At 42.3% G+C, this 12122-nt stretch carries 6 protein-coding genes and 4 pseudogenes (1 of these 10 running past the window's edge); 6 read left to right on the forward strand and 4 right to left on the reverse strand.

What is annotated here, in order from left to right; genetic code table 11:
- The 3 genes from BWX39_RS09430 to BWX39_RS09440 all read right to left on the reverse strand — a co-directional run.
- On the reverse strand, window positions 1–125 hold the 5' end (the start) of the coding sequence (locus BWX39_RS09430) for a hypothetical protein (protein WP_244271532.1). Its footprint begins 412 nt before the window's first position; the window shows 125 of its 537 coding nt (coding positions 1–125); its start codon is at window positions 123–125; its stop codon lies beyond the left edge, outside the window.
- A 176-nt stretch (window positions 126–301) separates the two neighbouring features.
- Window positions 302–832: a DUF3408 domain-containing protein gene (locus BWX39_RS09435; protein ID WP_028905953.1), complete on the reverse strand. Its 531-nt coding sequence runs from the start codon at window positions 830–832 to the stop codon at window positions 302–304.
- On the reverse strand, window positions 829–1563 hold the full coding sequence (locus BWX39_RS09440) for a P-loop NTPase family protein (protein WP_394333103.1): 735 nt from the start codon (window positions 1561–1563) through the stop codon (window positions 829–831). The genes BWX39_RS09435 and BWX39_RS09440 overlap by 4 nt, the downstream gene beginning before the upstream one ends.
- A 608-nt stretch (window positions 1564–2171) precedes the next feature.
- Here BWX39_RS09440 and BWX39_RS09445 point away from each other — a divergent pair.
- The 3 genes and pseudogenes from BWX39_RS09445 to mobC all read left to right on the forward strand — a co-directional run bounded on the left by BWX39_RS09445 (window position 2172) and on the right by mobC (window position 6093).
- Window positions 2172–2551: pseudogene (locus BWX39_RS09445) on the forward strand (plasmid mobilization protein).
- A gap of 6 nt (window positions 2552–2557) precedes the next feature.
- On the forward strand, window positions 2558–3826 hold the full coding sequence (gene mobB / locus BWX39_RS09450) for a conjugal transfer protein MobB (protein ID WP_028905955.1): 1269 nt from the start codon (window positions 2558–2560) through the stop codon (window positions 3824–3826).
- A gap of 369 nt (window positions 3827–4195) precedes the next feature.
- Window positions 4196–6093: pseudogene (gene mobC / locus BWX39_RS09455) on the forward strand (conjugal transfer protein MobC).
- Here mobC and BWX39_RS09460 read toward each other — a convergent pair.
- Window positions 6038–6618, reverse strand: a pseudogene (locus BWX39_RS09460) (transposase); the annotation flags it as partial. The pseudogenes mobC and BWX39_RS09460 sit on opposite strands and share 56 nt — an antisense overlap.
- A 96-nt stretch (window positions 6619–6714) precedes the next feature.
- Between BWX39_RS09460 and BWX39_RS09465 the strand changes: the two are divergent.
- The 3 genes and pseudogenes from BWX39_RS09465 to BWX39_RS09480 all read left to right on the forward strand — a co-directional run.
- Window positions 6715–7398 (forward strand): annotated as a pseudogene (locus tag BWX39_RS09465) (ISL3 family transposase); the annotation flags it as partial.
- Between the two features lie 524 nt (window positions 7399–7922).
- Entirely contained in the window at window positions 7923–10325 is a 2403-nt protein-coding gene (locus BWX39_RS12630; protein WP_051129489.1) for an AAA family ATPase, read from the forward strand.
- Window positions 10315–11640 carry an McrC family protein gene (locus BWX39_RS09480; protein ID WP_028905331.1) on the forward strand — a complete coding sequence of 442 codons (1326 nt, stop codon included), beginning with the start codon at window positions 10315–10317 and terminating at the stop codon, window positions 11638–11640. Before BWX39_RS12630 ends, BWX39_RS09480 begins: the two co-directional genes overlap by 11 nt.
- Window positions 11641–12122 lie beyond the last annotated feature (482 nt).

Here is a 12122-nt window from a genome sequence, read left to right on the forward strand (position 1 = left end):
GGAGAGTTTTCCGCTGCAAAGGTATTGGGATTATCGGCTGGATTTTCAGTTGGGGAAACATCGGGGACAGACGGGGAAATGAAAGGTTTGCTCCTGCCCACCAAAATATGGCGGGCATTGTCAATCTGCTCTTGGGGAACGGAAGACTTTGGACGTTCGCCTTGCCCGTTTCCTTTCCGGTTCGGGTTGTTTTCCCCCGATTGGGTTGTAGAGTCTTAGAACAGCCTCCAGAGATATGCGATGCCGAGGGCTATCCATGCTATACCCAGCAAAAGCAATACGCCTAACAATAAATTGATTATCATAAGTCTATGGTTTTATCGCGCCTGCGCTGTGAGGCGGTATGGTTCAACAAATCCTGATACGTTTTCAAATGGTCGAGAAGGATACTCTCTATATACCCCGTGATGGAAGCCTCCGACCTGATGTCGTTCAGCACATCACGCAGTATCTGGAGTATCTCGGTATGGATGCTGAAGCCCGACTTGTTGCGCCCGTTGCGGACACCCGTCAGAAATCGCTGTTCGTATTCAGGAAAGTCCATTGCTGGGGAAGAATCCTTCGTTCTGGCATTTCTCTTTCTTTTCGAGGGCTGCGCTGTTTTGGCATTGTTGCCATTAAACGAAGTTTCTTCCGGTATTTCCTCCTGTTCGTCAATTTTAGAAAGAGAGGCACTTGCATCTTCTTCCACAGAGTCTGAATCATCATCCAAATCTATGGGGTCGTCAAAGTCTGGTGTGTTCTCCTCTGTGCGCTTCTTGACACCAATGTCTGCCATCTCCTCCAATTTCGCTTGAAGCAGCTTTTCACGTTGCTCTTTCAGTGATTTCATACGCCGTTCTCAGTTTTCAGGTTGAGTTTCTCCATGACCTCCTTTACCCACTCATCCACTCCAGTCTGAGGGCGGAGGGCCGGTGCAGGGGGTAGGTAGGAGCAGCGGAATACACCTTTGACACCCCCTTGTGCCAATTCCCTGCTGAAGCGGACGGAGTTGTAGATACGGGTATCGAAAATCGGCAGTCCCTGTTCCTCAGCATTCTGACTGAACAGGTCGATGACCGTGGTACCGGCACTGCGGTTGATTTTGTTCCAGAGCAAGAAGAAATCTTGAATGCGTGAGCCCTCAAAGCCGATTCCCAAGTCCCTGATTATCTTGGCGTATGCAAAACTCGATGCCAGCGACTGTGGGTCGGCTTCTATAGGTGAGATGATGTAGTCCATCGTAATGGACAAATCCATCATGGCACTGGTAAGGGCATGACCAGGAAAGTCAAAGATAATCAGTTGCGGTGCCGTCTTCATTTTACGAAGGTATTTCATGACATCGGAAACGGTTCTTTCCAGCTTGCTTCTGACGATATGGTATGATTTCTTGCCGTAGCGAGACAGGCGTTCATGAAGCTCTTTGCTCATTTCGGGCGAGGACTCGATAAGGTCTCTGTCGCGTTCGCGGAGTTTGTAGAACGATTCCTGCGTACCGTCACAGTCCACGACGGCAAGAGAGATGTTCTTTTCGTAATATAGTATGGAAGCCAGCACTTCGGCAAGGCTGCTTTTACCCACTCCTCCTTTCTGTGAGGCGAAGCCCAGATAGATGGGATTGTTTTTTTCTTTTCTTTTCCATATTCATAGTCGGTTGTTACTTATGTTATAAGTTAATGTATATCTTGACTGACAAGTCATGTCATATTTGTTGTTGAAACCATATTTTTGACTCGACCTAAAAGTCTGGTTTTGACCCAGCTCAAAAACATAAAACCATCCGCAGTTCAAACCTTTCTTGATTGAGATTTTTGAAGTTGAAATCATTATTTTGGACTCTTCATCCATATAGGTTTCAAGCTGTCTTTCAACTGAGTCTGGTTGCAAAATAACAAGGTTTTATCCTAAGTTTCAACGACCTGTGAAGTACAGGGAAATGCAAGGTAAAAGAGTGAATATCATTGATAATGAGATATTTGAAAATCCGCTGTAACTTTGCAGGCGAGAATAATACATAGAGGTAATATCCCGAAGCAGACACCCCAAAAGGGTGGATACTTCAATCGTATCAACTCTTGATATTGGCAAGGTGTGTCTTTGTCCGACAAACTCCGTTTCTGCCGACAAAGACCCTTGCCCCGAAGGGGAGAGAATTACTCCAAAGTCGTAATTAGATAAGGATAAAAACAATGAACGAAAAGATAGAACGATGGGACAGATGGGATACCCGTCTTCCCAACCTCAAAGACCAGCAACGGGGGATTGATTTGTTTCATAAATCAGGTGCGGACACAAGTCGGATTTCGTGCGTGGACGTATTCTTGGCGAGAGTTTCAAGGTGATTACGGTGGATAAATCCGCCGTGGACTACTATCGGAAACTCTCCGAACTAATTGTTCAAATTCATAAAATTGGCGTGCTGTACAACCAGACCGTGCGTGCCATTAACAGCTATCACAGCGTGAAGACCGCACAAATTCTGCTTGAAAAGTTGGAGAAATTGTCTGCTCAAATTATTACGTTACAACAGAGAGCCATCCAGCTGACCGAACAATTTGATAACAGATAAGCGAGTATGATTGCCAAGATTTCAGCTACAGAAAATCTCGGAGGGGCGTTGGGCTACAATTTCAAAAAGGTGGAGCGTGACGAGATATCTGTTCTATGCGTAAATGAATTAAGGAAAGCCTTTGACGGTACTTACCGAATGGATAAGGTGCTTAGCGATATGCAGAAGGCTATTCCGGAGAAGTGTCGAACAAAAAAGACGGTGTTCCATTGCTCGCTCAATCCGCATCCGGACGAGAAACTCTCTGATGAACTTCTTGTGCAGATTGCCAAGGAGTATATGGAGGCACTCGGCTACGGCAAGCAACCCTATATCGTGTTCAAGCATAACGACATCGCCCGTGAGCATATACATATTGTGTCGCTTCGGGTGGATAGTAATAGAAGAAAAATCAATGACAAATTTGAGGGCAAAAGAAGTAAACTGATTACTGATGCCTTGGAATGGAAATACAACCTGATTCCAAGTTCAAAGGTTGGTGAGAAAGCGGTAATAGAAACGCCCAAGATAGACCTCAGCAAAGGGAATATCAAGGAGCAGGTCTCAAGCGTTGTCCGCACGGTTCTGAAGCGTTATCGCTTCTGTTCCTTTGGGGAATTGAACGCTGTTCTTTCCGCATACAATCTTGCCGTGGAAGAAGTGAAGACGGAGTTTCGGGGGATGAAATACGACGGGCTTGTCTATGTCCCTACCAATGGAAAGGGTGATAAGGCAGGCACACCCATCCATGCCTCAGACATTGGCCGTGGTGTGGGCTATACTGCCGTGCAGAACAGGATGCAGAAATCAAGGCAAGCTATTAAGCCGCTAATACCCACCATAAGGAACAGGGTGTTACAGGTGATGTGTACCTCTCCCCGGATAGCAGAAGAATTTCGGCAACGAATGGAGGAACAGGGCTTGCGTGCGGTAATGCGAAAGAACGAAAGCGGACGCATCTATGGCATTACCTTCATTGATGATAAAGAGGGCATTGCTCTCAATGGCTCACGGTTGGGCAAGGGATACTCCGCAAATATATTCAACGTCTATTTCTCCAATCCAACGGACAACCCGTTCTTGGACGAAACAAAGTATGGCAGTCCGTCTGTCCGTTTGGATCAATCTGCAACCGTTCACCCTTCGCAGCCAAATACGGAGGAAAGCGACAACCTTGTCGATGAGCTTATCGAAGACATGGCAGATGGTTCATTCCTATCTACGGGCAACGATGATTGGAAGGAGGCGGCGTGGCAGCGTAAGCTCCGAAAACTAAGTAACGTGAGTTCGATATAAGAAATTTCTCCAATATATTATCTATAAGGCATTTAGAGATTTAATAAACCCAAAATAAAGAAATAATCTTATAATTCGAGTATTTATTACCACTTAAAAGAGATGCAGTGAGGTATTTTATCTAATCAAGTCCATTTTAAGAAGAATAGACAATGACTTAATATACTTATAATCAAAAAGAAACGGAATATTTTCATTTAATTCTTATATCGAACTCACGTTAAGTAAGGTAAATACTAGACGAAGAAAACATTAAATAAACGAGTATTTCCAACTATCCTCCCTTCGGAGGGGTTGGGGAGGCTTCAAAATAATACGATTATGGCACAAGAAGATGATTTAAGGGCATTAGGTAAAGTCATGGACTTTATGTGGGGTATATCGGTGATATTCCTCCTTTTCAACTGTTATTGGTTCTGTTACGAGGCTTTTCAGCAGTGGCACTTTACGTTTGGCATCATCAACAAGATACTGATAAATTTCCAGCGAACGACGGGCTTGTTCTCGTCTGTCCTTTGGACAAAACTCTTTTGTGTGGTATTTCTTGCTTTGTCCTGTTTGGGAACAAAGGGCGTAAAGGAAGAGAAAATCACATAGCCAAAGATTTGGACGGTGCTTTTCTCCGGCTTCGTTTTTTCTTTCTCAACTGGTGGCTGCTGGCATTGCCCATTGGTAAGGTTGGGGCAGCTACGCTCTATATCTTCACACTGTCTGTGGGTTATATCTGTCTGCTGATGGGTGGCGTATGGATGAGCCGTTTACTGAAAAACAATCTGATGGACGATGTTTTCAATACTGAGAATGAGAGTTTTATGCAGGAAACACGGTTGATGGAAAATGAATACTCGGTAAACCTTCCTACACGCTTCTACTATAAGAAGAAGTGGAACAAAGGTTGGATTAACGTGGTCAATCCATTCCGTGCTTCGATGGTGCTGGGTACTCTGGGATCGGGCAAGTCATATGCCATCGTGAACAACTATATCAAGCAACAAATAGAGAAAGGCTTTGCCATGTATATCTACGACTACAAGTTTCCCGACCTTTCCGAGATTGCTTACAATCACCTGCTTCATCACTTGGATGCCTACAAGGTGAAGCCACAGTTCTATGTAATCAACTTCGATGATCCGAGAAAGTCACATCGCTGCAATCCCATCAATCCAGCCTTTATGACAGACATATCGGATGCCTATGAAAGTGCCTACACCATTATGCTCAACCTCAACAGCTCGTGGATACAGAAACAGGGAGATTTCTTTGTTGAGTCACCGATTATCCTATTGGCAGCTATTATATGGTTTCTGAAAATCTATGAGAACGGGAAGTATTGCACCTTTCCTCATGCCATCGAATTTCTCAACCGTCCCTACGCACAGATCTTCCCGATACTCACTTCCTACGATGAACTTGCCAACTACCTTTCGCCCTTTATGGATCCTTGGGAGGGCGGAGCGCAAGAACAGTTACAAGGACAGATGGCCAGTGCCAAGATACCGCTGTCCCGTATGATAAGCCCTGCTCTCTATTGGGTGATGACGGGCGATGATTTCTCGCTCGACATCAACAATCCCAATGAGCCGAAGGTGTTGGTTGTATGTAACAATCCCGACCGTAAGAATATCTATTCGGCGGCTCTCGGACTTTACAACAGCCGTATCGTGAAGCTCATCAACAAGAAGAAGCAACTTAAAAGCTCGGTGATTATCGACGAGTTGCCAACGATTTACTTCCGTGGATTGGATAACCTTATCGTTACCGCTCGAAGCAACAAGGTTGCGGTATGCTTGGGCTTTCAAGATTTTAGCCAATTAACTAGGGACTATGGGGACAAGGAGAGCAAAGTGATACAGAACACGGTGGGTAATGTGTTCTCTGGGCAGGTGGTTGGAGAAACTGCCAAAACACTCTCTGAACGTTTTGGCAAAGTGCTCCAGCAGCGGCAGTCTATGACTATCAACCGCAATGACAAGTCCACCTCTATCTCCACACAGATGGACAGCCTTATCCCGGCTTCCAAAATCAGCAACTTCACACAAGGTATGTTTTTGGGTGCGGTGTCCGATAACTTTGATGAGCGTATCGACCAAAAGATTTTCCATGCGGAGATTGTAGTGGATAGTGCCAAGGTTTCGGCAGAAATGAAAGATTATCACTCTACGCCAGTTCGGGATAAGTTTATTATACAAATAGTTCTAACTGCCTTGATTTTTCTACATATACCGACCACACTCTCCTGTCCCTGTCATCTACGTTTGCCCCTGTAAGACAGAACGTTATCACTTCGCCGGAATCATTGCAGAGCAGATGCAGCTTGAATCCATGACACCAGCCCATTGTACCCTTGCCGTTCTTGGCAAGGCCAGCAAAGACCTTATTGAAATTCCGTCTTACATTGTGACATACAGGAATCATCGTGCTGTCAACGAACGTTATGCCTGTACACCTGCCGAAGGCATGGAGCTTCATGAACAGCATCATCTTGAGGAACACACGGGGCATGAGTTCCACAAAACGGTTATAGGAGATGGCAGCGCAGGGAATTCATGCCTGAGCCAGCCACGGATACAGTTCTGATAATACTCCTTGAAATTACGATATGTACCGAAATGATAGCACACAAGGATTGTCATGATTTCACTCTCAGAAAGCCTTCCCTTACGATTCCTGCAACGTTTTCCGTTGCTGTTATAAGATGGTAAACATAGGTTTTTACTCAGTTCAACATTCAAATTCTTGTCAAACTCATCAATAATACAGAGTATTTCCGTAACTTTGTCTTTGGTAATCATCGCTTGGCTGTTTTGTAAGTTATTGATTTACAACTATAAAGTTACAAAAAACTAACGAGATTACTAACTTTTAAAAGGACTTTCTTAACCCGAACTCGCGTAGTATATGTAGGCAATGGGAGGTCAAAGGAGGCCTTGGCAAAATTCTGGAGGAGAGTAAAGAGATTGAAAGTAAAGATAGAAGTTGTAAGCTCAGACCTCTCCGCCGCATTCATTTCCTCAGTAGGGCAAAATGCTCCCGACGCGATACATGTATATGATAGGTTCCATATCGTACAGCTCGTAGCTCAAGTGATGGACAAGACCAGACGCTCCGTATATAAGCAAACCACTGATATGGAACAGAGGAAGGTCATAAAAGGTAATAGATGGATACTGCTGAGGAAGGATCCTGAAAAATCAGACAAGAAGTATAAGAAGAGACTGGATAATATATTAGAAACAAACAAACCCTTGGCCACTGCATATTACCTGTACGAGGACATAGATCAGATATGGATGCAGAAAAACAAGGAAGAGGCTCTGAGACAATTAGAGTATTGGTGCAGACAGGCACAAGAGAGTAAGCTCTATTATTTCAAGAAGGCTGCGGCTTCACTCATGGCCAGAAGAACTGGAATATCAGCATGGTATGATTACCAAATATCCAATGCAAGAGTCGAAGGAATAAACAATAAGATAAAAATGATAAAGAGAAAGGCATATGGATTTAGAGATGAGAAATACTTCGAGTTAATCTTGCTCGGATTATATGATGAAACCAACGCAATTATGCGATGAACCCGCTTTCGCAGTGCCAAATCGAAATTACCGTTTTTCGTCAGAATTATCTTTACAAAACCATAAAGAAAGTTGCCACCATAGACAATGCTTTTCTTGTGTTTTCATCTACCTTGCAAGAACACCATATTTTCGTTATACTTCCAAACATTCTGCTATATTTTTCGGTTTCAGTTGTACGCTTCCGATACCATAAAAGAAACTTATAAGGAAGCGAGCATTTCTCTTTAGTTTTTCAGAAGCATAGAGTTGGCAAAACAAAAATACTCCAATCGAACGATAAGAAGAAAGTTTTTTCAGCGTATTTCTGTTTGTGCTATCCAGAAAAAACATTACCTTTGTGAAACAAAAAAGCAGAACCTTAAATCTATTTGGTTTATGAACAGCTGATTAACTATATTTGATATTATACTCGCAACACTAAAAGGTTGAGGGTATCTGCTATATTTGAACTGGCGATGTTTATATAACATCGCAAATAACAGGGATATTTTAAACGCAAAATTAAAACAATTGGTAACAGTATGGAGAAAATAGATATTATTCAAACGGGCGATGTTGCTTCGTGCGACATCGGAGTTAGCAAGGAGGAATGGCTGGAATTGCTGAAGGATTCTGCAATGCCTATCCCTTATAAAGAAGCTTTGATAAAGGTGTTCTACGCCCCAAATCATCGAGGTTCTTGCATTTCTATCTGCAATGAATTGGGTGGCGACCCTCAATCGCTCAATTCTTATATTACCAATTGTGGAAAATATGTTCAGAAAAAGCTGGGCAGGTTTCAGATTATCCGTCCAAATGGAAAGCCATGCTATTGGTTGGTACCTATGGCAGAAGGCAAAGACCTGCCTAAAGACAGTGAGGGAACGTTTGAGTGGTGGCTTCGCCCAGAGCTGACAGAAGCCATCAAAGAATATCTGTACTGGTATTTGGTTGAATGTTACAAAAAACTAAGAAAGGATATTCGTATTGATGATGAAAAATGGAACGAGGCTTATAAGTGGCAACTTGTAACAGAATGCCAAGGCAAAGACCTTATAAGCATTGTCAATAAAGTACGTGTTACGAATTTGGTTTATACACCTTCGGTTAGTCCAACGCTCGATTTTGTGATAAAAGAACGTCCCAAAGAGCTTGAAGAAGCTATCCAATCACTGACAGATGGGCAAGTATTGCTGGATAAGCGCATTCAGGAATTCTATGCCGCCATGAAAGATATAGCAGCAGATGTTCCAAACGATAACAAGCAGAACCTTTATGCAAACGATGAACGTACAGCATCAGCAATACTGACTTGTATCGCCCCCAATAACTATACAACTTATAAATATGGGCTATATAAAACGATTTGCCAATATTTAAATATACCACCAAAGACAGCAGGTAAATGCTATTCTCATTTTATGGAACTCATAAAGCCACTTCTGCATATTGTTGAAAACGACAATGAACTGCACGATTTGGTGGCTCCATCTATTGAGAATTATGTTAAGTCAGACTTGCTTTTAGCACAAGATGTGCTATGGTCGCTCTTCGTTTCATTCCCGAAACAGCTTGGTTTTCTTCACTCGTTGTTGTGGAGAGCTCGTTATTGGTGTGTTGGACACATCAATGAGGATGAGGATTCACAACTGCCCCGCTTTGTAGAAGAAGGTATTTGGGAAGGAATATTCGATAAGACAACGGAGGGACAACGCCAATTGAAGCTTGCCAAGAAAATAAAAAAGGGTGATGTTGTTATTGTAAAATCATCGTTTACCAAAGGTCCAAAACAAGATATACCGTGTCTCCGTATATTCATTCTAGGGGAAGTTACAAGCGAAAAAGGTTCTATAAGGGAAGAAAATACATCGACTATTGTCTCTTATAATGTGAACTACTTCTGGCAAGGACAGATAGATTTCGATGGCTCTAAATATGGCCGTTACCGAAGAATCATCGATGAATGTACGGATAAAGACATAATAAACCATATAAACAGTGTAAGAAACGATGAACCTACGAGGAAGTATGCCAAATACATAGAACTGCTTGAGCAGAACAAAAATTTAGTTCTTACGGGTGCACCCGGAACTGGTAAGACGTTTATGGCGCAGGCAATTGCCAAAGAAATGGGTTGTTCCGACAACGAAATGGCATTTGTACAGTTCCACCCCTCGTACGATTACACCGACTTTGTAGAAGGTTTGCGCCCTGTGAGAGACTCCGACAACTTCGGATTTGAGCTGCGTAACGGTGTCTTTAAGGACTTCTGTGTTAAAGCTTTGCAGAGTTTTAAGGATTCAAACCAAGCTGCTAAAGAGCCGTCGGTAGAAGTTTCGAAAGTTGATAGAAAGAATTATGTGTTCATAATTGATGAGATTAACCGTGGCGATATATCAAAAATCTTCGGCGAATTGTTCTTTGCTATCGACCCAGGATATAGGGGTGAGAGGGGAAAAGTGAATACCCAATACCAAAATATAATAGAAGATGGTGACCCATTCAAGGACGGTTTCTTTGTTCCAGAGAATGTTTACATCATTGGAACAATGAACGACATAGACCGTAGCGTAGAGAATATGGACTTTGCCATGCGCCGTCGCTTTTCTTGGGTAGAGGTTACGCCTGCCGATACGGAATCTATGCTCGACGAACTGTCGTGTGTAGAGGAAGCCAAAGAAAAGATGGAGCGTTTGAATAAAGCCATTGAAGAAACGGAAGGATTAGGGGCTGCTTATATGATAGGACCGGCTTACTTCCGAAAACTTGGCGAAAACGGAGGCGATTTCGGTAAGTTATGGAAGATGAATATAGAGCCATTGCTGAGAGAATATCTTCGTGGATTCCGCAATACAGGCGAAATTATGAATCAACTAAGCATAGCTTACTTTGGTAAAAAAGAAGAAGAGCTTTCAAATACCACAGAATTGGCAGATGAGAATTAATCTGACAGACAACAATATCGGACGGGCAGATACCCAAACATTCCTACGAAAGGATATTGCTGCTTTGTTTCCAATTGCAGATAAAACGATTGCTGAACTATGCAAGCAGAACGAAAGCCTGCTCATCTTCCCACACAGCATCAACGAATCTGACGATAGGATTGGCGATTCTTCTGTCATAAACATCTTAAATACCGATGATGCGGAAAAAGTACGCATTGCTACTGGCAATATAATGGGCTTTATCGGTGTAGGCAAACTGCGGATTAAGATTAGGTCAAGGTTTGATGTTGGGCGCGATGATTACCTATTGCATTATATGCTTCAGAAGGTTTTGTCGTTCAATCTTTTCGAACTCAACCATAATAATGAACAGGAAGATGTATTCGATTTCATTATGTTTATGTTTCCGTATTTCCTGAAAGCAGCTTTACGTCAAGGTGTATATAGAGAATATCAGCACTTTAAACATAATGATACCAATCTTAGAGGAGCGATAGACATAAGTCGCCATATTGCACGAAATATCCCTTTTGTTGGCAACATTGCCTATTCGACTCGTGAATACAGTCGCGACAACGATATGACAGAACTTGTTAGACATACCATTGAGTTTATGAAAACCAAGAAATATGGAGAATCTGTCTTGAATATAGACCGCGAAACAATAGAAAACGTAGAAGCAATTATTGAACATACACCTTTATATAATAAGCACGAACGAAACAATATCGTGGGCAAAAACCTCCGAATAAAGAACCATTCATACTATACGGAATATCGACCACTGCAGATTCTTTGCTTACAGATTCTACGAATGGAAGAAGTTAAGTATGGTGAAAACGATAAAGAGGTTTGCGGTATCTTATTCGATGGTGCATGGCTATGGGAAGAATATGTGAATACCATTTTGCGTGAGGTTGGGTTTAAGCACCCAGAAAATAAACTTCAAAAAGGTGGTATATACCTTTTTGAAGACCGTAGCGGCATTCGTTATCCAGATTTCTATAAGGACGATATGGTACTTGACGCTAAATACAAACAACTTGGTAGCTATAAGAGGGTCTCAAATGTAGCACCTGACGATGTACACCAATTGATTGCGTATATAACAGCTTTACATGTAGAGAAGGGAGGCTTTGTTGCTCCATTGGAACAAGCACAGTCTGAAATTCCTACTTCATATCTGAAAGGAAGTATTGCAAGTCTTTCTATATATGGAATTGAAATTAGCAAAGACGCATCATCGTATGCAGATTTCTGTGATAAGATGAAAAAGATGGAAGCGGCATTTGTAAATTCAATAATACAATAGTGGTTGCAGCGATGGAGATAGGCAAAACGGAAGTATCTGAATTGTAAAAATACGGAGCGTTATGCTGGTAAGAGCAAATAAAAAAGCTACATTTCCATACGGCTTACAGAGAGTTTGGAAGGTTGTTACCTCGCTTTAGCACCTTCTTCCGCTTCGTTCGCACACCTTGTTATATATGTGGGAAACAGGTAAAAACAGTGTAAATATTTTTCATAAGCACAACTATCGTGTAACAATCTGTATATCAATGCTTTGCAAAACCTATTGTTTTGCATTCCAAAAGCGGCTGTTTTGCACGGTAAAAGCGTAGGTTTTGCACTGCAAAACAGCCGCTTTCGCAACGCCAAATCGAAATTGCCGTTTTCTAAAGAAATTATTTTTACAAAATCAAGGCTGTTGTTAAGCTCTATCCTATACATACCTTTAAAATGCATAAATCCCGAATTTCCAATGGAAATTCGGGACTATGTTGTTTGTTTGGA

This window comes from Prevotella intermedia ATCC 25611 = DSM 20706 (assembly GCF_001953955.1).
Lineage (GTDB): Bacteria > Bacteroidota > Bacteroidia > Bacteroidales > Bacteroidaceae > Prevotella > Prevotella intermedia.